25 protein-coding genes are annotated in these 26,589 nt (G+C 71.2%); 11 read left to right on the top strand and 14 right to left on the bottom strand.

The features are described 5' to 3' along the window. Positions 1–92 precede the first annotated feature (92 nt). Entirely contained in the window at positions 93–641 is a 549-nt protein-coding gene (locus ABTZ17_RS26435; RefSeq protein WP_352198216.1) for a DUF1203 domain-containing protein, read from the bottom strand. A gap of 138 nt (positions 642–779) precedes the next feature. Here ABTZ17_RS26435 and ABTZ17_RS26430 point away from each other — a divergent pair, with 138 nt between their 5' ends. Continuing rightward, on the top strand, positions 780–1,448 hold the full coding sequence (locus tag ABTZ17_RS26430; RefSeq protein ID WP_352198215.1) for a hypothetical protein: 669 nt from the start codon (positions 780–782) through the stop codon (positions 1,446–1,448). A 143-nt stretch (positions 1,449–1,591) separates the two neighbouring features. After that, positions 1,592–2,797 (top strand): DUF6357 family protein, encoded by a 1,206-nt coding sequence (locus ABTZ17_RS26425; RefSeq protein ID WP_352198217.1) that lies wholly within the window; start codon positions 1,592–1,594, stop codon positions 2,795–2,797. 3 nt (positions 2,798–2,800) lie between these two features. Here the strand turns inward: ABTZ17_RS26425 and ABTZ17_RS26420 are convergent, their stop codons facing one another. The 8 genes from ABTZ17_RS26420 to ABTZ17_RS26385 all read right to left on the bottom strand — a co-directional run bounded on the left by ABTZ17_RS26420 (position 2,801) and on the right by ABTZ17_RS26385 (position 11,212). Then, positions 2,801–3,598 carry an enoyl-CoA hydratase/isomerase family protein gene (locus tag ABTZ17_RS26420; RefSeq protein ID WP_352198214.1) on the bottom strand — a complete coding sequence of 266 codons (798 nt, stop codon included), beginning with the start codon at positions 3,596–3,598 and terminating at the stop codon, positions 2,801–2,803. Further along, positions 3,595–4,842 carry a cytochrome P450 gene (locus ABTZ17_RS26415; RefSeq protein WP_352198213.1) on the bottom strand — a complete coding sequence of 416 codons (1,248 nt, stop codon included), beginning with the start codon at positions 4,840–4,842 and terminating at the stop codon, positions 3,595–3,597. Before ABTZ17_RS26415 ends, ABTZ17_RS26420 begins: the two co-directional genes overlap by 4 nt. A gap of 104 nt (positions 4,843–4,946) precedes the next feature. Further along, complete coding sequence (locus ABTZ17_RS26410; protein ID WP_352198212.1) at positions 4,947–6,326, bottom strand: cytochrome P450 family protein; 1,380 nt, start codon at positions 6,324–6,326, stop codon at positions 4,947–4,949. A 10-nt stretch (positions 6,327–6,336) separates the two neighbouring features. Continuing rightward, complete coding sequence (locus tag ABTZ17_RS26405) at positions 6,337–6,897, bottom strand: GTP-binding protein (RefSeq protein WP_352198211.1); 561 nt, start codon at positions 6,895–6,897, stop codon at positions 6,337–6,339. Between the two features lie 3 nt (positions 6,898–6,900). Beyond that, a complete protein-coding gene (locus tag ABTZ17_RS26400; protein WP_352198210.1) occupies positions 6,901–7,293 on the bottom strand; it encodes a DUF742 domain-containing protein in 393 nt (130 codons plus the stop codon). After that, positions 7,286–8,128, bottom strand: a complete 843-nt coding sequence (locus tag ABTZ17_RS26395; RefSeq protein ID WP_352198209.1) for a roadblock/LC7 domain-containing protein — start codon at positions 8,126–8,128, stop codon at positions 7,286–7,288. Before ABTZ17_RS26395 ends, ABTZ17_RS26400 begins: the two co-directional genes overlap by 8 nt. Then, positions 8,125–9,327, bottom strand: coding sequence for an ATP-binding protein (locus ABTZ17_RS26390; RefSeq protein ID WP_352198208.1), 1,203 nt, complete (start codon positions 9,325–9,327; stop codon positions 8,125–8,127). The genes ABTZ17_RS26395 and ABTZ17_RS26390 overlap by 4 nt, the downstream gene beginning before the upstream one ends. Before the next feature lie 721 nt (positions 9,328–10,048). Next, positions 10,049–11,212, bottom strand: a complete 1,164-nt coding sequence (locus tag ABTZ17_RS26385) for a magnesium and cobalt transport protein CorA (protein ID WP_352198207.1) — start codon at positions 11,210–11,212, stop codon at positions 10,049–10,051. Positions 11,213–11,428: 216 nt separating this feature from the next. Here ABTZ17_RS26385 and ABTZ17_RS26380 point away from each other — a divergent pair, with 216 nt between their 5' ends. Beyond that, positions 11,429–12,580, top strand: a complete 1,152-nt coding sequence (locus ABTZ17_RS26380; protein WP_352198206.1) for a winged helix DNA-binding domain-containing protein — start codon at positions 11,429–11,431, stop codon at positions 12,578–12,580. A 73-nt stretch (positions 12,581–12,653) separates the two neighbouring features. Then, positions 12,654–14,195, top strand: coding sequence for an AMP-binding protein (locus ABTZ17_RS26375; protein WP_352198205.1), 1,542 nt, complete (start codon positions 12,654–12,656; stop codon positions 14,193–14,195). Positions 14,196–14,257: 62 nt separating this feature from the next. Here ABTZ17_RS26375 and ABTZ17_RS26370 read toward each other — a convergent pair whose 3' ends face one another. Together ABTZ17_RS26370 and ABTZ17_RS26365 are read right to left on the bottom strand one after the other, a co-directional pair. Continuing rightward, positions 14,258–14,749 (bottom strand): glutathione peroxidase, encoded by a 492-nt coding sequence (locus tag ABTZ17_RS26370; protein ID WP_352198204.1) that lies wholly within the window; start codon positions 14,747–14,749, stop codon positions 14,258–14,260. 41 nt (positions 14,750–14,790) lie between these two features. Further along, positions 14,791–15,660, bottom strand: coding sequence for a hypothetical protein (locus ABTZ17_RS26365; protein WP_352198203.1), 870 nt, complete (start codon positions 15,658–15,660; stop codon positions 14,791–14,793). Between the two features lie 233 nt (positions 15,661–15,893). On the opposite strand from ABTZ17_RS26365, the gene gcl reads away from it, so the two are divergent. Further along, the gene (gene gcl, locus ABTZ17_RS26360; RefSeq protein WP_352198202.1) at positions 15,894–17,681 is read left to right on the top strand and encodes a glyoxylate carboligase; all 1,788 of its coding nucleotides are present in this window, start codon (positions 15,894–15,896) and stop codon (positions 17,679–17,681) included. A gap of 1,030 nt (positions 17,682–18,711) precedes the next feature. Here gcl and ABTZ17_RS26355 read toward each other — a convergent pair. The 3 genes from ABTZ17_RS26355 to ABTZ17_RS26345 form a co-directional block, all read right to left on the bottom strand. Continuing rightward, positions 18,712–20,169, bottom strand: coding sequence for a catalase (locus ABTZ17_RS26355; RefSeq protein ID WP_352198201.1), 1,458 nt, complete (start codon positions 20,167–20,169; stop codon positions 18,712–18,714). 214 nt (positions 20,170–20,383) lie between these two features. After that, a complete protein-coding gene (locus tag ABTZ17_RS26350) occupies positions 20,384–21,274 on the bottom strand; it encodes a 2-hydroxy-3-oxopropionate reductase (protein WP_352198200.1) in 891 nt (296 codons plus the stop codon). Positions 21,275–21,360: 86 nt separating this feature from the next. Further along, entirely contained in the window at positions 21,361–22,194 is an 834-nt protein-coding gene (locus ABTZ17_RS26345; protein WP_352198199.1) for a TIM barrel protein, read from the bottom strand. 125 nt (positions 22,195–22,319) lie between these two features. On the opposite strand from ABTZ17_RS26345, the gene ABTZ17_RS26340 reads away from it, so the two are divergent. The 6 genes from ABTZ17_RS26340 (at position 22,320) to ABTZ17_RS26315 (ending at position 26,528) form a co-directional block, all read left to right on the top strand. Then, positions 22,320–22,571, top strand: a complete 252-nt coding sequence (locus ABTZ17_RS26340; RefSeq protein ID WP_352198198.1) for a YkoF family thiamine-binding protein — start codon at positions 22,320–22,322, stop codon at positions 22,569–22,571. Then, the gene (locus ABTZ17_RS26335) at positions 22,568–22,951 is read left to right on the top strand and encodes a helix-turn-helix domain-containing protein (protein WP_352198197.1); all 384 of its coding nucleotides are present in this window, start codon (positions 22,568–22,570) and stop codon (positions 22,949–22,951) included. The genes ABTZ17_RS26340 and ABTZ17_RS26335 overlap by 4 nt, the downstream gene beginning before the upstream one ends. 150 nt (positions 22,952–23,101) lie before the next feature. Beyond that, complete coding sequence (uraD, locus tag ABTZ17_RS26330) at positions 23,102–23,608, top strand: 2-oxo-4-hydroxy-4-carboxy-5-ureidoimidazoline decarboxylase (protein ID WP_352198196.1); 507 nt, start codon at positions 23,102–23,104, stop codon at positions 23,606–23,608. A gap of 7 nt (positions 23,609–23,615) precedes the next feature. After that, positions 23,616–24,005: a hydroxyisourate hydrolase gene (gene uraH, locus ABTZ17_RS26325; RefSeq protein WP_352198195.1), complete on the top strand. Its 390-nt coding sequence runs from the start codon at positions 23,616–23,618 to the stop codon at positions 24,003–24,005. 5 nt (positions 24,006–24,010) lie between these two features. Continuing rightward, positions 24,011–24,934 carry a factor-independent urate hydroxylase gene (gene pucL / locus ABTZ17_RS26320; RefSeq protein ID WP_352198194.1) on the top strand — a complete coding sequence of 308 codons (924 nt, stop codon included), beginning with the start codon at positions 24,011–24,013 and terminating at the stop codon, positions 24,932–24,934. A 190-nt stretch (positions 24,935–25,124) separates the two neighbouring features. Beyond that, the gene (locus ABTZ17_RS26315) at positions 25,125–26,528 is read left to right on the top strand and encodes an 8-oxoguanine deaminase (RefSeq protein ID WP_352198193.1); all 1,404 of its coding nucleotides are present in this window, start codon (positions 25,125–25,127) and stop codon (positions 26,526–26,528) included. Positions 26,529–26,589 lie beyond the last annotated feature (61 nt).

Here is a 26,589-nt window from a genome sequence, read left to right as displayed (position 1 = left end):
CACGGACAACGCTTCCCACTCAAGATCCGACAGCTCATGACGACGCACCATGCGACGCATGATTCCCCATCAGGACCCTTTGAAGACACTGCCTAGAGCCCGCCGCCCGCCACGGAACCCGCCGTGCCCGGGGTCGACTCGGGGCGGCGGACCTCGAACTGGAAGCAGCCGTACTCCACCGCCCTGACGTGCACCAGAGTCACGGCGGGGTCGGCGAACGCCTCGTCGAGGGCCGCGTCGAAAGCGGCCGTCGCCCCGGCCGGGACCTCCAGCAGCCGGCCGCCCGCGATCCGACCGCGGGCGTCGTACCGCCGCAGGGTGCGCAGCGCCCCGGCCCGGTCGAAGGGGTAGCCGGGGCCGGGCACGTAGCCGCCGCACCGCTCGGCGTGGACGAACACCGGCCCCTGCTCGTCGTACGCCCCGGGCTCCGCCCCGCTGCGCGCCGCCCAGCGCCGCAACGGCGCGTACGCCACCAGCGCGATGCGGTCCCCGGTCCGTACCGGGCGCAGGCAGCACCGCAGCGGGGATCCGGCGGCCTCGTCCCCGGCGGTGTAGGGCACGCACGCGCGCCCGGCGTCGTCCACGACCCGCAGTTCCGCGAGGGCGGACTCTTCGATGGGTAGCACCCTGTACTCGCTCATGCCCCCACCCTCCCCGGCCCGACCGCCTCCGGGCCGGCGGAAATCGGACCTCGCGTTCGCCCGCGTCGGGCGGCTGTTTCCGGCCATGGGGGTCGGTCTAGGGTGGTGGGGCCGCTCGCCCGCGAACGAAGGACGCACATGGCCCGCCCCTATCGCCCCGGACCGAAACAGTTCCTCTTCGCCGCCGGTGACGGCGACGACCGGCGCGTGACCGTGGCCGACGCGCAGGAGGCGTACGAGGCGTTCTCCGACTTCTTCCGGGAGCGGAGCGGGGCCGCCTCGTTCACCGTCCACGACGAACCGGCGGGCCAGAGGCTGGTCCTCGTACCGGCCCGGGGCCTGATATCGCGGATCGCGGAGGCGGGACCGTCCCGCGCCGACCACCTCCACGTCGGCCGGGCCGCCCGCTGCCTCACGGGCGCGATGCTGTTCTTCGAGAACGGCCACACGGGCCTCGAGCACTTCGGTCCGTGGACCACCGACCCGACCGACCCGACCGACCCGGCCGGCGCCTCGCCCGAGGCCCGCGGCGCGGCCCGCGCCGCCACGTTCACCACGGAGGCCGCGGCGTTCGGGGAGGTCGGCCGGCTCTGGGCGGACTCGGGCTTCGTGGATCCCACCGGCCGGTACCACGTCTTCTTCGACTCGCGCGGGGCCGACGAGGACCGGGCCGAGCGGGCCACCCTGCTCGCGCTGATCGACTTCCTCGGCCTCGAACGGGTCGAGGCCCCGGCCGACGCCCCGACCGGCGAGGTCCACGTCCGTACCGAGCCCCGCCTCGAAGCCGAGTGCGGGCGGTGGGCGTGACCGGACGACCCGTGCGGGAGACCGTCTTCACCCGCGGCGGCTGGATCCCGAGCGTCATCCGCGAACGCGACGCGGACGGTGGGGCCACCACGGCCGCGACCGGCACAGCCGCCACGGCGACCGGTACGGCCGCCACGGACGGCGTGCGCGGCGCGCCCGCCGCGCAGGGTCGGGAGGGCCGGCTGAAGCTCATGCTCGGCGCCGGTGCCGACGCCAACCACGAGCCGCGCACCTTCACCTTCCCGATCGGGGCGGCCCACCTCGCCGTCATCGAGCGGGACCTGCCCCGGCACCTCCTGCTGTGGAGCGCCGTCCTCCCGCTGTGCGAGGCCGCCGGGACCGGGGGCGCGTTGGACGAGGTGGCCGCCGTCGCCCTCCTGGACCCGATCCTCCTCGCCCCGCCCACCGAGGTCGACGCGCTGTTCCGGCGCGTCCGCTGGGACGCCGGCCGCCTCGTCGCCCACGGGGCCGACACCCGACTCCTCCGTGAGGGCCGGGTCCACGCCGCCCTGCGCGGCGCCACGGAGACGCCGAACCATCGGCGCGCCCAGGAGTACCGGGCCGGCCGCCGCCGTGCCGAACGCGGGGTGGTCCTCGGCCCCCTCGACACCGCGCTCCTGACGTACACGGGCCGGTACGCGCACGGGGCGACCGTTCCCCGCCGCCTCCCCGACGCCGTCGCACCCGCCCTGCTGCCCGAGGTCCTGGCCGTCGTCGCCATCGCGGAACGGGCCTGCGCGGACCTGCGGATCGGCCTCGACCCACGACGGGGCCGACGCGCCACCGACAAGCGGGCCTGGGAGCGCATGCAGGCGACCGCCGAGACGGCCCTCCGTCGCGCCCACCCCGTCCTCGCCGACGACGCGGTCCGCACGGTGGCCGTCCTGCTCTGCTCGGAGGCCGCGCACCGCGCCCGGAACGCCCCGCGGGAGGACGAGGGGGAGACCGGCCCCGACGGCAAGGCGGCCCTGACGTTCACCGACGACAAGGGCCGGGAGCTGAAGTGGCGCCGCGGCGGCCCCCGCACCGCCACCGCCGCGTTCTGGGACTTCGTGGCCGACCACGCCGCCGGCGACAACGAGGTCTTCACCATCGAGGACGAGGAGCGGGGCGAGGGCGTCCAGGTCCACTTCTACGCGGACTCCCTCGCCCGCATCACCACCGTCGGGGAGGGCCGTGCCGGTGCGGAGCCGCGGTACCGGGTGGAGTACTGCCTGGCCGACGGGATCGAGGGCTACCGCCTGCTGGTGGCCGCCTTCACCCGGGGCGGTTGCGCCGCCCTCGACGGGCACGGCCCCTGGCTCCCCGACGTCACCGCCCTGGAACGCGCCCGTCGTACCGCTCGCTGAGGCTCAGCCCCTGGCGTGCCGGCCGAGGGAGGCCGCCAGGAGGTGGGAGTCGAGCAGCGAGACGTCCGCCGTGCGGTCCGCCCGCGCGTAGCCGGCCAGCATGCGTTTGGTGAGCACGAGCGCTTCCGGAGAGCGGCGGACGAGGGGCCTGATCCAGGAGTCGACCACCTGGTCCAGCCGGTCGAGCGGGGCGGTCCGGTGCAGCAGGCCGATGCGGTGGGCCGTGTCCGCGTCGAACACGTCGCAGGTGAGCATGAGTTCACGGATCCGAGAGGCTCCGACCTCGGACACCAGGCGGCCCATCGCCCCGCCCCAGGCCGGTGGCAGTCCGATGCCGACCTCGGGCATGCGGAAGCGGCTGGTGTCGGCGCCGGCGCGCAGATCGCAGTAGGCGGCGAGGGCGAGCCCCGCGCCGACGACCCGCCCGTGCAGCCGGGCGATGGTGACCGCGTGGGTGTTCTCCAGGGCCTGGCACAGGCGGTGCGCCTTGTCGGCGATGCGCCGCAGGGCCACCCCGGACGGGTCGGCGGTCAGGGCCTCCTGGTACTCGTGGCGGTCGGCGCCGAGACAGAAGTCCGCACCCAGTGACGACAGTGTCAGGACGCGGACGTCGGGTCTCTCGTGGAGGTCGTCGAGCAGGGCGAGCAGATCGTCGAGGACCGCCGCGTCGAGCGTGTCGCCCCGGCCCCAGGGGTTGAGGCCGACGTGCAGGACGGGGCCGTCCTGCTCGGTGCGGATCGCCTTGGGCACCGCGCGGGAGCGGGCGTGCGCGGGGAGGGGGGCGGCGGAAGAATCGTTCATGCGGGTGCGACGTCCAGGTTCAGCAGGCGACGGAACGCCACACGGGGCGCCATCGACGGGGGGCGTACGAGGGTGAGACGGGGCAGGCGGCGGGTCATCCGGCTCAGCAGGACCTGCGCTTCGAGGCGGGCCAGCGGCGCGCCGAGGCAGTAGTGGACGCCACCGCTGAACGCGAGGTGGTCAGGGGCGCGTCGGGGGTCGAACCGGTCCGGGTCCTTGTGCCGGGCCGGGTCCCGGTGGGCCGCTCCGATCATGAGGTGGACCATCTCGTCGCGGCGGATCCCGATGCCCCCCAGCACGGTGTCCTCGGGGGCCACCCTGCTGATCACGTGGGTGGGCGGGTCGTAGCGGAGGGTCTCCTCGACGAACCCGGGCACGAGCTCCGGGTCGGAGGCGACCATGTCCCAGCGGTCCGGGCTCTCGACGAGCCGGAGCGTCATGGCGGAGAGGAGGGTCGCGGTGGTCTCCAGCGCGGCCAGCAGGACGAAGAGCACCAGGTGGTAGACGCCTTCGTCGGCCTTGTCCCGGTCGGGCTCGATCGCGTCCCAGGACCGGATCCACCGGGTGACGGGGTCGTCGCCGGGGCGGGAACGCCGTTCGCCCACCAGGGCCGTGAAGTAGGTCCGGAGCTCCGCCGTGGCCGCGTCGGAGAGGGCCAGTTGGCTGGCCGACGGCAGCAGCTCCTGAGTGAAGACCTGATCGTGCGTCAACTGTCTGAGTCGGGACCAGTCCGCTCGTGGCAGCCCGAGCCATTCCCCGATGGTGGCGACCGGCAGCTCCTCGCACACGAGCGCCGAGAAGTCCGCCTCGCCGGTGCGTATTCGCTCCGCGGCGGAGTCGAGGAGCCGATCCACGGTCCGGTGCACGGAGCGGCCCATGCGCTCGACCGTGCCCCGGTCGAAGGAGCCCGCCGCCCGCCGCACCCGGGTGTGCTGCGGTGCGTTGAGCGCCGCGAGCGTGTGGCTCATCTCGCGCGAGGAGGGGGCGTTCCAGCGCGTCCCCGCCCCCTGCCGCTCCCGCCACGCCCGGTCGGGCTCCAGCCACCGGCGACTGCGCAACACGCTGTCGCAGGCGGCGAAGCCCGTCACGGCGTAGCCGCCCCAAGGAGCGGGCACCACCTCTCCCCGTGCGAGGAGTTCGGTGTAGATCGGGAAGGGGTCGGCCTGTCCTCCGGCCGTCCGCAGACGGGAGAAGAGCGAGGCGGACGCCCGGCGGTCACACGACGGAATGGTGGCAACCCCCATGGCGGCGGCTCCTTTCTGAGAACCAGCCGCCATGCCTACCCTCGCGCTCCTTGGGGCATCCATTACCACTGAGTACTCAGCGAGTTACAAGAATCACACTCACCTCACTCACCCCGGGTCCAGGCCAGGAAGCGGCTGAAAAGACCTCCCTTGGACTGCGGGGCGGCGGCGGTGCCGGCGCGGGAGGGCCCGGCGGAGGACGGCGAGGGAGCGGTCGCCTGCTGCGGCGCGACCCGTCCCGCCTCCGCGCCGGACGACTCGGAGGCCCGGGGGACGGCCCTCGGGGTGAAGCGGATCGGCAGGGTGACCAGCGTGCGGCTCCACGGGCTGGGCGCCCAGGTGAGCGCCTTGAACGGGACCCGCAGCTCGACGTCGTGGAGCTGGTTGAGCAGCGTCTCGACGGCGGTCACGGCGATCATGAAGGCCGGGTCCTTGGCCGGGCAGGCGTGCGGGCCCGCACCGAACGCCAAGTGCGCCTTCGCGCTGAGCTGTTCGCGGTGCTCGGTCAGTCGCGGGTCGGTGTTGGCGGCGGCGAACGACACGAGGACCGGATCGTTGGCCCGGACCACCTTGCCGCCGAGCTCGACGTCGTGCGTCGGGTAGTGCGCGGCGTAGTTGGCGATCGGCGCGTAGTTCCAGAGGGTCTGGGAGACCGCGTCCTCCACCGGGAGCCCGACCTGCCAGTCCTCCCCGAGGTACAGGGCGCTGCTGGTGCCGATGGTGGCGGCCAGCGGCGCGGTGCCACCGGAGAGCAGGGTGACGAGCTGGTGCAGCAGCTCCTCGTCGGTCAGCTGTGCCGGGTGGTCCATCAGGCGCGTCGTGAGGTCGTCCGTCGGACGCCGCCGCTTGAGGGCGATCAGCTCGGTGAGCGCGCCGCCGAGCACCACGTCGGCCCCGGGAGTCCCCTCGAAGATGCCGCTGATGCCGGCGATCACGCGGTCACCGATCTCGGGCGGGCAGCCGAACAGGTCGCTGAAGACCAGCAGGGGCAGCGGCTGGGCGTACTCGGCCATCAGCTCCGCCTGGCCGCGGATGTCGGTGCTGAACCGGCTGATCAGGTAGTTGGCGGACTGCTGGGTCTGCCGGATGAGCTGGTGCTCGTTGACCGTGGCGAGGCTGTCGGTGACGGCCCGCCGCAGTCGGGCGTGGGCGGCGCCGTCGCTGAAGAGCGCGTTGGGGCGGTAGCCCATCATGGGCAGGGCCGGGCTGTCGGCCGGGACGCGCCCCTCGTTGAGGGCGTTCCAGCGGCGGGAGTCGCGCACGAACGAGGCGGGGTTCTGCAGGACGTACAGGGCGGCGTCGTAGCTCGTGACGAGCTCGGCCTCGACCTCGGGGGCGATGTCCACGGTGGCGGTGGGGCCGTACTGCCGCAGCTGTGCGTAGTGGCTGTCGGGGTCGGCTCCGAAGGCGGGACCGTACAGCTGGACGTTCCCGTGCGCGGGGCAGCCGGGGGGTATCTCGTGGGGGTCACGTGGCTGTTGCATTCCTGCGCTCCTAGCCGAGTTGGGACATGAGGTGTTGCACGAGGCGGATGAGGGCCTGGGCCGAGGAGTGCTCGTCGCGGACGTCGCACTCCACGACGGGGGTCTCGGCGGTGAGGTTGAGCGCCTCGCGCACCTCGTCGAGCGGGTAGTGCGTGGTGCCGTCGAAGTGGTTCACGGCGATGGCGTACGTCAGGCCGAAGCGCTCCACGAGGTCCAGGACGGCGAAGGACTCGTGCAGCCGCTCCGGGTCGACGAGGATCAGCGCGCCGAGGGCGCCCCGGGAGAGCTCCTCCCACATCTCCTTGAAGCGTTCCTGGCCCGGGGTGCCGAAGAGGTAGAGGACCAGGGTGTCGCTCAGGGTGAGCCGGCCGAAGTCCATGGCCACGGTGGTCGTCTTCTTGTCGGGCGTGCCCGAGAGGTCGTCGAAGCCCACGCTGGCTTCGGTGATCTCCTCCTCGGTCCGCAGCGGGCTGATCTCGGAGAGACTGCCGATGCAGGTGGTCTTGCCGACCCCGAAGTGCCCCACGATGAGGATCTTCACCGCATGGGAGACACCTGGATCCAAATACACGGGCTACGCTCCGAATCGATTCTTGAGGCCCTCGAGCACGGCGCTGACCAGTTCCCGGTCGACGCGTTCGGCGCGCGGGATCGGCGTCCTCGCGAGGATGAGCCGGTCCTCCTCCAACTGCGCCAGCAGGATGCGGACGACGCCCAGCGGCAGGTGCGTGTGCCCCGCCACCTCGGCCACGGACAGGAAGCCGTTCGCGACCAGGTCCAGGACCTGCCCCGCTTCCGGGGACAGGGTGCGCGCCGCGGCCTGCCCGTTGTCCGCGGCCGCGGTCACGAGCGTCGTGTGCTCGTACTCGTGGTCCGGGGGCAGGGCCCGTCCGTTCGTGATCACGAAGAGGGGGACTAACGGTGACGTCAGTTCCAGGTCTTCGTCGCGTCCGAGTTCGTCAGCCACGTTCCGTCCCCTTGCCCGGTGTCGCCGCGGCGGTCAGCGCGGGCACCACCTCATGCAGTCGCGTCGTGAACTGTTCGATGTCGCAGTCGTGCTCGGCGGCCGCGGCCAGGAGGGCGTCCGGGCCGGCCGCGATCAGGAAGATCCAGCCGTGTTGGAACTCGATGACCGTCTGGCGCCATTGGGCGTCCTCGACGGCCCCCGCGAACTGGGAGGTGACGCGGCTGTAGGCGTGGATGCCCGTCATGGCCGCGGAGACCGTGTCCGCGAGGTCGCGGCTCATGCCGTCGGTGGCCCCGCGGGGGAGTCCGTCCGATCCCAGCAGCACGGCGTGGCGCGCCCCCGCGACCTCCGCCACCACCCGGTCGAGGGCGCCCAGGACGAACCCCGCGTCACCGGATCCCGGCTGCCGGGGGGAGCCGGAGCGTCGGCGTCCGGCGTCCTCGGGACCCACACGCGGCGGCGAGGTGAGGTTGTTGCCCAGGCGGGCGACCAGGCGGTGCATCCGAAAGGAGATCTGCTGCATGTCCACGTCGGGCGCGGCCGCGGCCGCCAGGTAGGAGCCCTGCCCCGCCCCGATGAGGAAGCTCCAGCCGTGCGAGAACTCGATGATGGTCTGGTTCCACTCCCGGTCCTCCTCCGGCCCGGCGAAGTGGGCCGTCGCCCGGCTGAGGGACTGCATCCCGGCCATGGCCGCGGAGATGGTGCGCACGTCCGCCTCGGCGAGCCCTTCCGTCGCGCCGCGGGGAAGGCCGTCCGCGGACAGCAGGACGGCGTGCCGTGCGCGGGGCACGTTGTGCACGATGTCCTCGAGCATCCACGACAGGTCTGCGGTCATGCCTCTTCGGGCCCTTCGAACGAGGTGGCGTCGAGATTGCGGCCGGAGAGGGTGCCGCGCTGGAAGGCCCCCAGGCTGCGCCCGGAGGAGCGGCCCGTCTCCCCGGCGGTCCGCGGCGCCGGTGCGGCGGTGTCGGACTCGGGATCGGGAAGGATCGTGATGGGCGACTGCCGCGCGCCGCGCTTGGGCAGCCCGTGCGTCGTGCGCGAGGTCACGCCCTGGGGCCGGTTCTCGCCGGCGCGCCGGATGTCGCTGACCGGGGCCTCCTGGGCGACCGGCGCGAGCGGGGTCTCCTCCATGGTCCACAACTCCTCGGGCAGGAGGACGACCGCCCTGACGCCGCCGTATCGCGAGACTCCGGTGACGTCGACCTTGAAGCCGTGCTGACGGGCGATCAGGCCGATGACCGGGAAGCCGAACTTCGGCTGCGTGCCGAGCTGCGACAGGCGGGGGGCGATTTCTCCGGAGAGCAGCGCGGTCGCCCGCTGCCGCTCCTCGTCGTTCATGCTGACGCCGGCGTCGTCGATGACGATGCACAGGTTGCTCTGGACGCGCTGGAACGTCACCTCGATCGGTGCGTCGTGCTGCGAGAAGCTGGCGGCGTTGTCGAGCAGTTCCGCGACGGCGAGGGCGACGGGCGCGACGGCGGACGCCTTCAGCGCCAGACTGGTCTGCTGCATGATCGCGACCCGGTGGAAGTTGCGGATCTGCCCCTGGGCGCTGCGCACGACGTCGTAGACGCTGGCGGCACGGTTGCGACGGCCGAGCGGGGCGCCGCACATGACGGCGATGCCCTGGGCCTTGCGCGCCATCTGGGCGTTGGCGTGGTTGACGTCCAACAGGTCGCTGAGGACGGGGTGTCCGCCGTACTTGCGCTGGATGCCGTCCAGCAGGGTGGTCTGTTCGGCGGCGAGGCTCTGGAGGAGGCTGGCGGCGCCCTTGAGGACGGCCTTGGTGTTCTCCTCCGCGGCTTCCTTGGCCTCGCGGATCGTGGCCTCCTGCGCGTCCCGGAAGCCCTGCAACTCGGCGCGCGACGCGTGCAGCTGACCGTCCGCGGCGCGGAGCTGGTGCCTCAGTTCGGCCTCCGCGTGCTCCTTCTTCGCCCCCAGCGCTCTGTTGCGGGCGACGAGTGCCACGATCGCGACGACGGATATCGCCGCCACCGCAACCAAGCACCACACAAGTGCGTCTCGATTCATGGAAACCTTTCGCGCATGTCGTGCGGACGGCTGCAGATTCGCCTCGCGAGGCCCCGCAACACAGCTGATCGGCATCGTTCATCTGCGTGTCGTGCGGAGAATGTGACGCCGATCACATTCGGTATCTGCGTGAAAACAGATCAAGATCACAGATGCGGGGATGTTATCACCGGATCCATGGTCCTCCTGACGCCGGCCGGGGCTTCACTTCCTCTCAACCCGGTTGTCACGGTGGGGGGTTGACATGGTCCGTCGTGGCCCCGTATCAACCCCCGCCCCCCCTCTCGTCGTTGATCTGTCAAGTACTTCTTCACGAGGAGAGTGTGAATTCTGCACATCGCGCGCGGCGCTCGCTCCGGCGGTGCCGGGCGGGCGGGAACGGCGAGCCGGGGGGTGCGGAACTCCACCTCGAATCGGGGGAGTCGTGCGGCCTTATCAGCCAAGGGGATCCAGGACAAGGGTCGTTCGGGCAGGGTGGCCGGAACTCGATCGCTGTGGGCGCGTCGGCCGCGGGTGTGGCGGCGTGATCGACGGGGAAGCCTGAGGCGGCGGGGGGTTCGCGCCGGGCGGGGTCGCCGGGTTCGCTCTCCGGCCCGCATCCGGACCCGCGGCCTCCGGGGGAAGGCTCCGGGCAATTCCCGGTCGGGGATTCGTGTCGGGATTCGTGTCGGGGGTGCGGCCGCACATTCCTCCCCGCCGCGGGAAAAGGGAAAGACGCGGCCTACAGCCAATCCCGCCGCTTGAAGATTACGTACAAACTGACGCAAACCATCCCCATCAAGCCGACTGCGAAGGGGTAGCCGGCGGCCCATTTCAGCTCCGGCATGTCCTCGAAATTCATTCCGTAGATGGTGCCGACGAGTGTGGGCGCAAAGAGGATCGCGGCCCAGGCGGAGATCTTCTTGATTTCTTCGTTCTGTTCGAAACCGGCTTCGGCCAGGGCGCGCATTTCGGCGTTCTGTTGTTGGGTGACCAGGGTGGCGTTCACCGTGAGGATTTCGGTGAGGGCCTGGCGGAATCCGTCCACGCGTTCGCTGGTGTGCGTCACGTGGTCGGCCACGTCGCGGAGGTAGCGCTGGAGCTCCTCGTCCGTGCCGTATTTGGCGAATCCCGCCATCAGTGCGTGCAGCATGCCGACCAGGGGACGCGTGGCGCGCTGGAACTCCACCATTTCCCTGGACAGTTCGTAGATGCGGCGGGAGACCTCCGGGTCGCCGCGGAAGACCTCCGTCTCGATCTCGTCGATGTCGTTCTGGACGCCCTCGACCACGGGGGCGTAGCCGTCGACCACGGCGTCGAGGATGGCGTAGAGCACGGCCTCGGGCCCGAGGGCCAGGAGTTCGGGGGCCTCCTCCATGCGGCGGCGGACCGCGGAGAGGTCGGGGGCCGCGGCGTGCCGGACGGTGATCAGGAAGTCGGGGCCCACGAAGAGGTGGAGTTCGCCGAAGTCCACCTCCTCCGGGGCGTCCAGGTAGCGGGCCGCGCGCAGGACCACGAAGAGGGTGTCGCCGTAGCGCTCCAGCTTGGGCCGCTGGTGGGCTTCGAGGGCGTCCTCGACGGCCAGCGGATGGAGGTTGAACTCGGCTGCCAGGGAGTGGAGTTCGGATTCGGTGGGGCGGTGCAGACCGATCCAGGCCATGCCCTCGGGCGTCTCGCGCAGCAGGCGGAAGGTCTCGGCCAGCGTGGCGGGGGAGGCGGCGCGCCGGCCGTCCCGGTACACGGCCGCCTCGACCACGCTCCGCGGTTCGCTCTCCGGGGCGGCCGGCGGAGTCGGCTCCGGGGCGCCGGCGGCGGGCGGGGTGCGGTCCGCGGGCGGCGGGGTCGGACGGCGCCAGGCGTGCCGGCGGGGCGGGGGCGTGGAGCGGTGACCGTTGCTCTCCGGCATCGAGGACGACTCCCGGTCGGGTGCGAGGGCTGCGGGGTGCGGGGCGAGGGGGGCGAGCGTGCCGGTGCGGCGGGTCGAACGGGCGTTTCGTACTCGGGGCAGGATATACGGACGAAATGGATGCCCGGGGTTCCGGTTCGCCGTGGTGCCGGGTGCCTGGGGCGCGATCCGCGATTGCGGACAGGAGTCGACCGCATCGGTCGATAGCGTGGGCGCATGGAGCACCGGACGGAAGACGCGATCATGAGCCCCCGCGCCCTGGGGCGCGCGACCCTGGCCCGCCAGCTGTTGCTGGAGCGGGCCCCGATGGACGCCGGTGCGGCGCTGGAACACCTGCTGGGGCTACAGGCACAGAACGTCAGGCCGCCCTACTTCGCGCTGTGGTCCCGGCTGGACGGCTTCCGGCCGGAGGAGTTGTCCGGGCTGATGGAATCCCGGGCGGCGGTGCGGATGGTGACCATGCGCTCCACCATCCACACCCACACCGCCCGGGACGCCCGGCTGCTCCGCACCCTGGTGCAGGCGCCGCGGGACCGGGAGGTGCAGCAGTTCCGCAAGGGACTGGTCGGTGTGGACCTGGAGCTGCTGGCCCGGATCAGTCGGGAGCTCGTCGAGGAACGGCCGCGGACCATGGGCGAGCTCCGGGAGGCGCTGCTCGTGCGCTGGCCCGAGGCCGAACCGGCGGCGCTGTCGGTGGCCGCGCGGTGCCTGCTGCCGTTGGTGCAGGTGACCCCGCGCGGTCTGTGGGGCCGCTCCGGCCAGGTCCGACTCACCACCCTCGACACCTGGCTGGCCGAGGACACCGCCGGCGACCCGGCCGACGCCTCCGCCCCCACGGACACCCCCGCCGACTCCCTCCTCGACGCGACCGTGCTGCGCTACCTCGCCGCCTTCGGCCCCGCCTCCGTGCGCGACATGCAGACCTGGTCGGGACTCACCAGGCTGCGGACCGCCTTCGAGCGGTTGCGGCCGAAGCTGCTGGTGTTGCGGGACGAGGCCGGTACCGAGCTCTTCGACCTCCCGGAGGCGCCCCGGCCCGGGGAGGACGTCCCGGCACCGGCGCGGTTCCTGCCCGAGTTCGACAACCTCCTGCTCTCGCACGCGGACCGGTCCCGGATCGTGCCCGCCGAGCTGAAGGGCCGTACCTGGAAGGGGAACCAGGCGTACTGCACCTTCCTCCTGGACGGTCGGCTGGCCGGGGTCTGGCGCCTCACCGAGGAGCGGGACCGGGCCGAGCTGGTCGTGGAGCCCTTCGGGCAGGTCACCCGCGGGCAGCGCCGGGAGCTGGAGGAGGAGGCGGAGCGCCTGCTCGCCGAGCTGACGACGGCGCCCGGGCGGGCGGTCCGCTTCGGGACGATCACCGGCTGACGCCCCACTGGTGGGAGGGGCCTCCGGCCCGGCACGATGCTGGTGATCAGCGTGCTGGACGAAGGAGTGAGCAGTGCGGATTCCGATGACCGTCGCGGACTTCCTGGACCGGGCCGAGCTGGGCTTCGCCCGCAGCCCCGGAGTGGTGGACGAGCCCGACCAGCCCGCTCCGACCGTGCCGGACAGTACGTACGGCCGGCTCGCCGAGCGGGTCCGGGCCTGGCAGGCCGGATTCGACGCGCTCGGGGTGCCGGAGGGCGCGCGGGTGGCGGTGGTCAGCCACAACTCGGCGCGGATGCTGGAGCTGCTGTTCGCGGTGCCGATGAGCGGCCGGATCTGCGTCCCCGTCAACTTCCGGTTGAAGCCGGAGGAGGTGGAGTACGTCGTCCGGCAGAGCGGGGCCGAGGTCCTGCTGCTCGATCCGGAGGTGGACGCGGCCCTCGCCGGGGTCCGCACCCGGCACCGCTTCGTCCTCGGGGAGGAGACGGAGACGGCCCTGATGCGCTTCGGGGTGGAGCCGCGCCCCTGGTCGCGTCCCGACGAGGACGCCACGGCCACCGTGAACTACACCTCCGGCACCACGGCCCGCCCCAAGGGGGTGCGGCTCACCCACCGCAACATCTGGGTGAACGGGCTCACCTTCGGCCTGCACACCCGGGTCTGGGAACGGGACGTGTACCTCCACACCCTGCCCATGTTCCACTGCAACGGCTGGGGCATGCCGTACGTGATGGCCGGCCTCGGGGTGAAGCAGGTGGTGCTGCGCAAGGTGGACGGGGCGGAGATCCTGCGCAGGGTGGAGGAGCACGGGGTCACCCTGATGTGCGGGGCGCCCGCGGTGTGGAACGCCGTCCTCGACGCGGCCGCCGCCTGGGAGGGCGAGGTGCCCGGCCGGGACCGGGTCCGGATCGTCTGCGCGGGCGCCCCGCCGCCCACCCGGACCATCCGGCGGGTGGGCGAGGAGCTGGGCTGGGAGTTCACCCAGATCTACGGCCTCACCGAGACCTCCCCGCTGCTCACCTTCAACCGGATCCGCCCGGAGGACGCCGGGCTGCCCGCGGAGGAACGGGCCCGCAAGCTCACCCGGGCCGGCCTGCCGGCCCTCGGGGTGAAGCTGCGGGTGGCCCCGTCGGGAGAGGTGCTGGCCCGCTCCAACACCGTCCTCGACGGCTACTGGGAGAAGCCGGAGGAGACCGCGGACGCGCTCGTCGACGGCTGGTTCCACACGGGGGACGGCGGCACCCTCGACCCGGAGGACGGGCACCTGACGATCTCCGACCGCAAGAAGGACGTGATCATCACGGGCGGGGAGAACGTCTCCTCGATCGAGGTCGAGGACACGATCTTCAGCCACCCGGCGGTCGCGGAGGTGGCCGTCATCGGGGTGCCGGACGAGAAGTGGGGCGAGACCATCAAGGCCCTGGTGGTGCTCGCGGAGGGTGAGAGCGCCGACGAGGCGGAGATCATCGCGCACTGCAAGGAGCGGATGGCCGGGTACAAGGCGCCGACCACGGTGGAGTTCCGCGGGTCGATCCCGCGGACCGCCACCGGGAAGATCCAGAAGTTCCTGCTCCGCGAGCCCTACTGGGAGGGCCGGGACCGGCAGGTGAACTGAGCGGAGCGGGGCGGGGAGACCGGTGCCTCCCCGCCCCGCCCGGGTGCCCGCCCCGCGCCCGGTCAGGCCGGGAGGACCGCCTCGATGGCGGCGATGACCTCGGGGGCCTCGGGCTCGGTGCGCGGACGGAAGCGGTTGACGACCTCGCCGGTGGGGGAGATCAGGAACTTCTCGAAGTTCCACTGGACGTCACCGGCCTCGCCGTCCGCGTCGGCGTGCTTGACCAGCTCGACGAAGAGGGGGTGTCGGTTCTCGCCGTTGACCTCGCTCTTCTCCAGCATCGGGAAGGTCACCCCGAAGCCCGCCGCGCAGAAGGTCTGGATGTCGTCGGCGGTGCCGGGCTCCTGCCCGCCGAACTGGTTGCAGGGCACCCCGAGGACGGTGAAGCCGCGCTTCTCGTACGCGAACTGGAGCCGGGCCAGACCGGAGTACTGCGGGGTGAGACCGCACTGCGAGGCCGTGTTCACCACCAGGACCGCCTTGCCCTTGAACGGCGCGAGGCTGGTGGGCTCGTCGGACAGGGTGGTCAGCGGAATGTCGTAGAGGCTGCTCACAACGTACTCCTCGGCAGAAACGGGCGTGGCTCCCTCCGACCTTAGGCCCCCGAGGCGACGAGTCCGTCCGCGGGGCCGTTCACCGGCTGGGGCACCCCGGTGAGGTCCATCACGAACAGCGGCATGCCCAGCTCGGCGGCGCCGCCGCGGGCCTCCTCGGTGTAGCCGGCCAGGGCGAAGTACACGCTGTTCAGCGACAGGGTCAGCCCGGTCAGCCACAGGCATTCCACGGCCCGCAGGTCGGCGGGGGCGGTGGTCGGGTCCACCATGGCCACCAGGCCGGGGGCCCGCAGGTCCACCGGGCCGGTCGGGGCGGGCCGTGCCCCGGGGAGCCGGACGTCGGGGAAGCCGAGCCAGCGCAGGTAGCGGGCGGCGGTGGCCGCGGCGTCCCAGGCGGTCCGGATCGTCACCGGACGGAAGGCGCCCCGCTCCGCGCCGGTCGTCGCCCCGGATCCGTTCCCGTGCCCGCTCCCGTTCCCGCCGTCTCCGCCGACCGCCCCGCCGGCCTCGCCTCCGCCCCCGTGCCCGTCGACCCCGTCGGACCAGGTGAGCCGGTCGGCCCGGCCGACGGGGCAGCCGTACGCGGAGCCCTCCCCGGCGCGGGCGGTCCCCGCACCGGAGGCGCCGGTGCCTGACCCGGACCGCGGTTCCGCGGGCAGGACGGGGATCCGGGCGACCGTGCCGCAGGAGCAGCCCACCTCGGGAACGGGCCACTCGCCGCGTCGGCCGCAGGCCGCGCAGCGGGCGGTCACCCAGCCGTCCGACCAGCTCCTTCGCGACAGGGGCTGCGGGGGTGCGGTGACGTCCAGGGGCAGCGCCACGGGGCTGCCGCAGGAGCAGGGGAACGCGGGCGGTGCGTAGGCGTTGTGCCGCCCGCAGGACGGGCAGCGCACCGGAAAGACCTCGGCCATGACTTCCCTCCCGTACCTCCGGTCGCCCGGTGCGTCCGTGCGCGTACGAAGAGTGAGCGCACCAGGACACGAGCGTCCCGGATTTTCTGTGCAACTGACAGTACCGAACACGCCTTTTGGTGGCTTCCGTACTGCGGATCCGTCTTGACGTACGCGAAGACGCCTCCTAAGTTGTTTCGCATAGCAGAACAAGAATTCCGTATGGCGGAAACAAGCTGATCGCAGGAGTACCGATGCCTCGTATGACCGCCGCCGCCGCGGCCGTGGAGATCCTCAAGCGCGAAGGAATCGATCAGGCGTTCGGTGTGCCCGGCGCCGCGATCAACCCCTTCTACCGCGAGCTCAAGAACGTCGGCGGCATCAACCACACGCTCGCCCGCCACGTCGAGGGCGCCTCCCACATGGCCGAGGGCTACACCCGCGCCCAGGCCGGGAACATCGGTGTCTGCATCGGTACCTCCGGCCCCGCCGGCACCGACATGATCACCGGCCTGTACTCCGCGATCGCGGACTCCATCCCGATCCTGTGCATCACCGGCCAGGCTCCGGTCTCGAAGCTCCACAAGGAGGACTTCCAGGCCGTCGACATCGCCTCGATCGCCAAGCCGGTCACGAAGGCCGCGACCACCGTCCTGGAGGCCGCGCAGGTCCCGGGCGTCTTCCAGCAGGCCTTCCACCTGATGCGCTCCGGCCGTCCCGGCCCGGTCCTCATCGACCTGCCGATCGACGTCCAGCTGACCGAGATCGAGTTCGACCCGGAGACCTACGAGCCGCTGCCGGTCTACAAGCCGACCGCGACCCGCGCGCAGGCCGAGAAGGCCCTGGGCTTCCTGCTGGAGGCCGAGCGTCCGCTGATCGTCGCCGGTGGCGGCATCATCAACGCCGACGCCTCCGACCTGCTGGTCGAGTTCGCCGAGCTGACGGGCGTCCCGGTCATCTCCACCCTGATGGGCTGGGGCACCATCCCGGACGACCACGAGCTGGCCGCGGGCATGGTCGGCGTCCAGACGGCGCACCGCTACGGCAACGCGACCTTCCTGGAGTCCGACACCGTCATCGGCATCGGCAACCGCTGGGCCAACCGCCACACGGGCTACAACCTGGAGGCGTACACCAAGGGCCGCAAGTTCGTCCACGTGGACATCGAGCCCACCCAGCTCGGCAAGATCTTCGCCCCGGACTTCGGCATCGCCTCCGACGCCAAGGCCGCCCTGGAGCTCTTCATCGAGATCGCCAAGGAGTGGAAGGCCGCGGGCAAGCTCCCCGACTTCACCGCCTGGGCCGCCTCGGCGCAGGAGCGCAAGGCCACCCTGCAGCGCCGCACGCACTTCGAGAACATCCCGATGAAGCCGCAGCGCGTGTACGAGGAGATGAACAAGGCCTTCGGCCCGGAGACGCGCTACGTCACCACCATCGGCCTCTCGCAGATCGCCGCCGCGCAGTTCCTGCACGTGTACAAGCCGCGCCACTGGATCAACTGCGGCCAGGCCGGCCCGCTCGGCTGGACGATCCCGGCCGCCATCGGCGCCGCCACCGCGCAGCCGGACGTCCCGGTCGTCGCCCTGTCCGGTGACTACGACTTCCAGTTCATGATCGAGGAGCTGGCGGTCGCCGCCCAGCACAAGGTCCCCTACGTCCACGTCCTCGTGAACAACGCCTACCTGGGCCTGATCCGTCAGGCGCAGGGCGGTCTGGGCATCAACTTCGAGGTCAACCTCGAGTTCGAGAACATCAACACCCCCGAGATCGGTGCCTACGGCGTGGACCACGTCAAGGTCGCCGAGGGCCTGGGCGTCAAGGCGATCCGCGTCACCGACCCGGAGAAGCTGGGCGAGGCCCTGGAGCAGGCGAAGAAGCTCGCGCAGGAGTTCCAGGTCCCGGTCGTCGTCGAGGCGATCCTGGAGCGCATCACCAACATCGCGATGAGCAAGACGGTCGACATGAGCGACGTGACCGAGTTCGAGGAGCTCGCCACCGAGCCCGGCCACGCGCCGACCGCCATCAAGGCCCTGCAGGTCTGATCCGGCTCCGAGCCGGCTCCCCGCGGGCTCCACGCACACCGGACGGCCCCCGTCCCCTCCTGGAGGAGGGACGGGGGCCGTTTCGCGTTCGCCTCTCCCGGCTCCCCTTCTCCCCTCCCGCTCCCCGTTCCCTTGCCCCTTCCTGGTGCGTCGGTTTCGGCGGGGGCGGGGTTCGGGTGCGGTACGGGACGCGGTGCGGTGGGTGGGGGCGGTACTCCGAGGGGTCCGTGCGGGCCCCGTACGCGGACGGGGAAGCCGGACCCGCCCCCGTGCGCGGGACCCGGGACGCGGTCTCCTCTCGGGGAGCGGGAGCGGGATTCGGGACCGGCCGCCTGCGGCACGCGGGCCCTCCCGCCGTGGGGGCGGTGCACGCGCGCTCTCCAGGGCCGTGCGGGAGGGCGGTACAGGAGGGCTGTAGGGCCGTGCGGGAAGGGTCGCCCGGAAAGGCCGTGCAGGAGGGGCCGTACGCCGGGACACCGTGCCGTGCGAGCCGCGTCCACCCCGCCTGCCCGCCTGCCCGCCTGCCCGCCTGCCCGCCTGCTCGCCTGCCCCGCCCCCGGACGCGACCCGCCCGTGCCGTCCCGCGGACACGACAAAGCGCCGGGTCACGGGACCGTCCGTGACCCGGCGCTCTGGCCTGGGGTGGTGCTGGTGCGGTGGTGTCACCGCGGGTGTGGCTTGACCGCCCGACGGGGCGAGGCTGGCGCGACAGGACGTTCGCACCGCCGGGCGGAGTCTGTGGGGGAGGTGTTCTCCCCTATATAGGGGACAAGGGCTCTGTGCGTTGCCCCGTCCTCTATATAAGGGGAGAGACGTGCGGCTGGGACCGCGGTGGTGTCGACAGGCCCTCCGGTTGGCGTCCCCCTCAGGTCAAGGGACGCGCCTCGGAGCCTTTACCACCGCACTGGCTCGACGCCACCGCGGTCCTCGTCCTGCCCATCGCCGTGAACCACCCCTCATCCGGGTCCGCGGCAGCGGGCTGGCACCCGGGGCCCGACCTCCCGTCAGGCCCCCGGCGCGTTCAGTGGGCTCAGTCCTCGCGCAGGGCGCGGACGGCCTCCTCGACGCGCTTGCCGTAGTCGGCGTCGGCGGCGTGGAAGTGAGCCAGGTTCTTCTCGATGACGTCCTCGCGGGAGACCTGGGACAGGCCACCGGCGATGTTCGCCACCAGACGCTGCTTCTCCTCTTCCGACATCAGGCGGAAGAGCTCGCCGGCCTGGAAGAAGTCGTCGTCCTTGGTGTGGGCGGGCGCGACGTGGGTGCCGGTGTAGCCGGACACCGCGAGCGGGGCGCCGAGGGCGTCACCGGTCTCGGCCGGGCCCAGGTGCGAGTTGGGCTCGTAGTTCTTGTCGTGGCGCGAGCCGTTGCGGAGCGCCATGGCGCCGTCGCGGCCGTAGTTCTGCGCGGTGGTGGCCTTGGGGGCGTTCACCGGCAGCAGGGTGTGGTTGACGCCGAGGCGGTAGCGCTGGGCGTCCGCGTAGGCGAAGAGGCGGCCCTGGAGCATCTTGTCCGGGGAGGCGGTGATGCCCGGGACGAAGTTGTTCGGGGAGAAGGCGGACTGCTCGACCTCGGCGAAGACGTTCTCCGGGTTGCGGTCGAGGACCAGACGGCCCACGCGCTGGAGCGGGTAGTCCGCGTGCGGCCACACCTTGGTGAGGTCGAACGGGTTGAAGCGGTAGTCCGCGGCCTCGGCGGCGGGCATGACCTGGACGTAGAGGGTCCAGGACGGGTTCACGCCGCGCTCGATGGCCTGGAGCAGGTCGGTCTGGTGCGAGTTCGCGTCCTTGCCGACGAGCTCGGCGCCCTGCTCCGAGGAGAGGCTGCGGATGCCCTGGTTCGTCTTGAAGTGGTACTTGACGAAGAAGGCCTCGCCCTGGGCGTTGGTCCACTGGTAGGTGTGGGAGCCGTAGCCGTTCATGTGGCGGTAGGAGGCCGGGATGCCGCGGTCGCCCATCAGCCAGGTGATCTGGTGCGTGGCCTCGGGGGCGTGGGCCCAGAAGTCCCAGACGTTGTCCGCCTCCTGCTTGCCCGTGAAGGGGTCGCGCTTCTGGGAGTGGATGAAGTCGGGGAACTTGATCGGGTCCTTGATGAAGAACACCGGGGTGTTGTTGCCGACGAGGTCGTAGTTGCCGTCCTCGGTGTAGAACTTCAGCGCGAAGCCGCGCGGGTCGCGGACGGCGTCCGCGCCACCGAGGGAGTCGGCGACGGTGGAGAAGCGCAGGAAGGTCTCGGTCTTCTTGCCGACCTCGTTCAGGAACTTCGCCGAGGTCCAGGCGGTGACGTCGTCGGTCACCTCGAAGTAGCCGTACGCGGCGGAACCGCGGGCGTGCACGACGCGCTCCGGGATGCGCTCGCGGTTGAAGCGGGCGAGCTTCTCCAGGAGCTGCTGGTCCTGGATGAGGAGCGGGCCACCGACGCCGGCGGTGGCGGAGTTCTGGTTGTCGGCGACCGGGGCGCCGGACTCGGTCGTGAGCACGCGCTTCGACATGGTGACCTTCCGTACGGGAGCTGCTGACGGAAAGCGTCTTCCGCCATGCGGATGAGCCTAAATTCAGGCCGATCGCAGCGTCAACAGTTTGTTGAAGAAAGATGGAGAGAGGTGATCCGGACGGCACCGGCGCTTGGGCGCGACAGGACAGGTTGTCAGCGCCGGTGCCGTCCGGAAACTCAGGTCCCCGTCAGGGGAGAGGGGGCGCGGCCGATCAGACCTGCGCGCCGGAGAGGCGCTCGACGGCGCGGAGCAGGGCCGAGTGGTCCAGGCCGCCGTCGCCCTGCGCGCGCAGCGAGGCGACCAGCTGGGCGACGACCGCGCCGACCGGGAGGGCCGCGCCGACGTTGCGGGCGGCGTCGGTGACGATGCCCATGTCCTTGTGGTGCAGGTCGATCCGGAAACCGGGCTTGAAGTCGCGGTTCAGGAAGTTGTCCTTCTTGCGGGTCAGCACGGTGGAGCCGGCCAGACCGCCGTTGAGGACGTCCAGGGCGGCCTGGAGGTTCACGCCGGACTTCTCCAGGAAGACCACGGCCTCGGCGCACGCCTGGATGTTGACCGCGACGATGAGCTGGTTGGCGGCCTTGACCGTCTGGCCGGAGCCGTGCGGGCCGCACAGCACGATGACCTTGCCGAGGGCCTCCAGGATCGGGAGTGCCTCGTCGAAGTCGGCCTGCTCGCCGCCGACCATGATGGAGAGGACGGCCTCGATGGCGCCGGCCTCGCCGCCGGAGACGGGGGCGTCGATGACGCGGATGCCCTTCTCCTTGGCGTTCTTCGCCAGGTCGACCGAGGTCTGCGGGGTGATCGAGGACATGTCCACGATCAGGGCGCCGGACTTGGCGTTCTCCAGGATGCCCTCGGGGCCGTAGGAGATGGCCTCGACCTGCGGGGAGGCGGGCACCATCGTGATGATCACGTCGGCGTCCTTGACGGCCTCCGCGATGGAGCCGGCGGCGGAGCCGCCGGCGGCGGCCAGGCGCTCCAGCTTGTCCTGCTCCAGGGTGAAGCCGGTCACCGAGTAGCCGGCCTTCAGGAGGTTCTCGGACATGGGGGAACCCATGATGCCGAGGCCGATCCACGCGATCTTGGGGAGAGTGCTCATGATGACGAGGGTCCTTCTCTTGCAGCTCGAAAGCTCTGGAAGCTTGGTACGAAAAGTGCGGGCGGCGGCTGGACTTTCGCCCGGACCTACTCGGCCGCGCGGGCCTCGGCGGGCAGCCAGGCGAAGGAGGCGGCGGCGTCGGCGGCCTTGTACTCCAGGCCGACGAAGCCCTGGTAGCCGGCCTTGCGCAGCTGGTCGAGGAGGTCTTCCAGCGGCAGCTCGCCGGTGCCCGGGGCGCCCCGGCCCGGCTTGTCCGCGATCTGGACGTGCCCGGTCTTGGCGGCGTACTTTTCGATGACCTCGGAGAGGTCCTCGTCGTTCATCGCCAGGTGGTACAGGTCGAGGAGGAACTTGGCGTTCCCCAGGCCCGTGGCCTCGTTCACCTTGTCCACGACCTCGATCGCGGAGGGTGCGCTCACCAGCGGGTAGAGCGGGGACTCGGGCTTGTTCAGGGTCTCGATCAGCAGGATCGCGCCCACCCGGTCGGCGGCGCGGGCCGCGACGACCAGGTTCTCCAGGGCGAGCTCGTCCTGGACGGCCGGGTCCACGCCCTCGACGCGGTTGCCGTACAGCGCGTTGAGTGCCTTGCAACCCACCGAGGCGGCGAAGTCCGCGGCCACGTCGATGTTGGCGCGGAAGCGCTCCGACTCCTCACCGGGAACGGAGACCGCGCCGCGGTCGGGTCCGGGCAGCTGCCCGGCGTAGAAGTTCAGCCCCACCAGCTGGGTGCCGGCGTCCTCAAGAGCCTTCTTGAGGGCGTCGAGCTCCTCCTGTGCCGGAGTGGGGGTCTCGATCCAGGGCCACCACAGCTCGACCGCGGTGAAGCCCGCCGCGGCGGCGGCCGCGGGGCGCTCCAGGAGCGGGAGTTCCGTGAAGAGGATCGACAGGTTCACATCGAAGCGCTGGTCCGTGTATCCCATGAGGGGTGTGCGCTCCTTCCGTATTGCGGAAGTTGTTTTCTGCTTGATGGAAGGTTGCATGGGCCCCCGCGTGGATGTCAAGTGGGGGCTGCCGGGAAATCGGTACGGCGGGGTAGCGTGACGGAGTGCGATTGAGAGTGGAGTTCACGACCGAGCCCTTCGACCTCGAAGAGGCTCCCGCCCACGCCGTGGCCGCCCGCGAGGTCATCCAGAAGGCCCAGCTGGACGCCGTGGACGTGGGCCCCTTCGGCAACACCGCCGAGGGCGGGTCCGAAGAGGTGCTGGCCGCCGTGGCCGACCTGCTGCGCGACGCGCTGGGCTCCGGGGCCACCCGGGTCTCGCTCCAGGTGAACGTGCTCCCGGAGGGCGAGCGATGACCGAACCCCGCGACCACCCCTTCGTCGCCGCGGTCAAGCCGCTGGTGGACGCCATGGGCGGCGAGCTGATGGAGCCCGCGGCCGCCGGGCCGGACGACGTGGTGCTGGCCTGGGAGGGGCGGGACCTGCTCGCGGTGCGGCTGCCCCAGCTCTCCGACTCCCTGGACCACATCCTGGCCGCGCTGGAACGGCGGCACGGCATACCGCTCGCGCAGCTGGACCGGAAGGCCAAGCAGGACGTGGTGCGCATACTGGAGGCGCGCGGCGCCTTCTCCGTGCGGCACGGCGTGGAGACCGTCGCGGGCGCCCTCGGCGTCAGCCGATTCACGGTGTACAACTACCTGAACAGGGAAAATCCCAACAAGAACAGCCAAGGGTGAGTGCCGACTCACCGACGGTGACGAGCCGCCGCCCGATTCGACCGGGCGGCGGCTTTTGTGTACGGGAAGTTTCAACAAAGTGTTGACGCGATGTTGTCGAAGGCGTTAGCTACTCCCAGCCCGTAAGCAACAAGGCCACGGAGGCTTCCCGTGACTTCGAGTCCGACCCCGGGTCTCACCCGGTTCAACACCTTGGACGACAGTGCGGCCTCGGCCGAACTGCACGAGGTGTGCGCCAGTTCGGCGTGGGGGAGCAAGCTGCTCGCCCAGCGCCCGTACGCCACCGTCGACGCCCTGTTCGCCGCGAGCGACGCCGCCATGGCCGAGCTCACCGCCGCGGACCTGGGAGAGGCGATGGAGGGCCACCCGCCGATCGGCCGGCCGAAGCCCGGTGACCCGACCTCCGCCCGCGAACAGCGCGGCATGGCCGGAGCCTCCGAGGAACTGAAGGCCGAACTGCTGGAACTCAACCTGGCCTACCAGGACAAGTTCGGTCACGTCTTCCTGATCTGCGCCACCGGGGCCACCGGTGAGCAGATGCGGGACGCCGTCAGGATCCGCATCGAGAACGACGCCGAGACCGAGCGGGAGATCGCCCGCGGGGAACTCGTCAAGATCAACCGGATCCGTCTGACGCGACTCGCAGAAGGAGAGTGAACAGCGCATGAGCACCGAGACCACCGCGTTCGTGTCCACGCACATCCTGGACACCAGCATCGGCCGCCCCGCCGAAGGCGTCGCCATCGCCCTGTCGGCCCGCAGCGGCCTCGACGGCGACTGGGCGGCGCTCGGAGGTTCCGCCACCGACGCCGACGGACGCTGCAAGGACCTGCCGGCCCTGCCGGAGGGCACCACCCACGTACGTCTCGACTTCGAGACCGAGACGTACTTCTCCAAGAAGCAAGCCGAGGCGCAGCAGGACGCCCCCCGCGTAAGGGACAGCGGTGCGTTCTTCCCCGAGGTGACCATCACGTTCGCGGTCGCCCCGGGTGAGCACTACCACGTACCGCTGCTGCTCAACCCGTTCGGCTACTCCGTTTACCGAGGGAGCTAGCAGACATGCCCACGATTCTCGGCCAGAACCAGTACGGCAAAGCAGAGAACCGCGTCGTCAAGATCACGCGGGACGGCGACACCCACCACATCAAGGACCTGAACGTCTCGGTCGCCCTCTCCGGCGACATGGACGACGTCCACTACTCCGGCTCGAACGCCAACGTCCTCCCGACGGACACCACCAAGAACACGGTGTACGCGTTCGCCAAGGAGTACGGCATCGAGTCCGCCGAGCAGTTCGGCATCCACCTGGCGCGTTGGTTCGTCAACAGCCAGGAGCCGATCCACCGGGCGCGCATCCGCATCGAGGAGTACGGCTGGGAGCGGATCGCCACCTCCGACGCCAACTCCAAGTTCATCGGTGCCGACGAGGTCAAGCACTCCTTCGTCCGCAAGGGCCAGGAGACCCGCGTCACCCAGATCACGTACGACGGCACGAACTGGGAGGTCATCTCCGGCCTCAAGGACCTGGTCGTCATGAACTCCACGAACTCCGAGTTCTGGGGTTACGTGAAGGACAAGTACACGACCCTGCAGGAGGCGTACGACCGCATCCTGGCCACCCAGGTGTCGGGTCGCTGGCGGTTCAACTGGACCGACGACGACCAGCGGATGCCCAACTGGGAGAAGTCCTACGAGGCCACCCGCAAGCACATGCTGGAAGCCTTCGCGGAGACCTACTCCCTCTCCCTCCAGCAGACCCTGTACCAGATGGGTTCGCGGATCATCAACCACCGTTCGGAGATCGACGAGGTCCGCTTCTCGCTCCCGAACAAGCACCACTTCCTCGTCGACCTGGAGCCCTTCGGCCTCAAGAACGACAACGAGGTCTACTTCGCCGCGGACCGTCCCTACGGTCTGATCGAGGCGACGATCCTGCGGGACGGCGTCGACGCGCGCATCCCGGTGGACATGACCAACCTCTGACGCGCACGCGTCCCGGGGCTCCGCAGTGGCCCCGGGACGCGCTCGGAACACGATTCCACTTCCTGATTCGGCACCCGGACGCATCACACGGGGCGGCAGTACTGTCAGCTGTCAAGGCCCCCGGCTCCGGCACTCAAATCCCATGGGCCTTGCCGTGCCCGCACCGCCACTGAAAGCACGAGGAAGTCCCATGGCAGCACCGGCAGCCCCTGACAGCGCGGTCGAGCGCATCGTCATCGAGAACTGCGCCATCGCGACGGTCGACGCCAACGACACCGAGTACGCCTCGGGCCACATCGTCATCGCCGGCAACCGGATCGAGTCCATCGGCGCGGGCAACGCCCCCGAGAACCTCGACAACGTCGTACGCCGCATCGACGCCACCGGGCACCTCGTGACCCCCGGTCTGGTCAACACGCACCACCACTTCTACCAGTGGATCACCCGTGGCCTGGCCACCGACCACAACCTCTTCAACTGGCTCGTCGCGCTGTACCCGACCTGGTCGCGCATCGACGAGCAGATGGCCTACTCGGCCGCCCAGGGCTCGCTGGCCGCGATGGCCCGCGGCGGTGTCACCACCGCCATGGACCACCACTACGTCTTCCCCCAGGGCTCCGGCGACCTCTCCGGCGCGATCATCCGCGCCGCCTCCGAGATGGGCGTCCGCTTCACCCTCGCCCGCGGCTCCATGGACCGCAGCGAGAAGGACGGCGGCCTGCCCCCGGACTTCGCCGTCGAGACCCTCGAAGGCGCCCTCGCCGCCACCGAGGAGACCGTCAAGAAGCACCACGACGCCTCCTTCGACGCGATGACCCAGGTCGCCGTCGCCCCCTGTTCCCCCTTCTCCGTCTCCACCGAACTGCTCAAGCAGGGTGCCGAGCTGGCCCGCCGCCTCGGCGTGCGCCTCCACACCCACGGCAGCGAGACCGTGGAAGAGGAGAAGTTCTGCCACGAGCTCTTCGGCATGGGCCCCACGGACTACTTCGAGTCCACCGGCTGGCTCGGCGAGGACGTGTGGATGGCGCACAGCGTCCACATGAACGACTCCGACATCGCCGCGTTCGCCCGGACCAAGACCGGTGTGGCGCACTGCCCCTCCTCCAACGCCCGTCTGGCCGCCGGCATCGCCCGCGTCCCGGACATGCTGGCCGCCGGCGTCCCGGTCGGCCTCGGCGTGGACGGCACCGCCTCCAACGAGTCCGGTGAGCTCCACACCGAGCTCCGCAACGCCCTGCTCATCAACCGCCTCAACCCGGTGCACCGCGAGCGCGCGCTCAACGCCCGCCAGGCCCTGCGCCTCGGCACCTACGGCGGCGCGCAGGTCCTCGGCCGCGCCGACAACATCGGCTCCCTGGAGGCGGGCAAGCTCGCCGACCTGGTGCTGTGGAACCTGAGCACCTTCCTGCACTCCTCGATCGCCGACCCGGTCACCGCCCTGGTGTTCGGCGCGGCCGCCCCGGTGACGGCGTCCTTCGTCAACGGCAAGCAGATCGTCGAGGACAACCGCCTGCTCTTCGCGGACGAGGAGGCCATCGCGGTCTCCACCCGCGAGGAGGCCCAGCGTCTCGCGCGGATCTCCGCCGGGGCCTGAGCACCCTCCCCCGGCCGTGCCGGGGGGACCGCCAGGAATCCGGCCGGGGGGGACGGCCCCC

The sequence above is a fragment of the Streptomyces sp. NPDC097619 genome, assembly GCF_040302735.1.
GTDB lineage: Bacteria > Actinomycetota > Actinomycetes > Streptomycetales > Streptomycetaceae > Streptomyces.
This window is presented reverse-complemented; position numbering and strand designations above follow the sequence as displayed.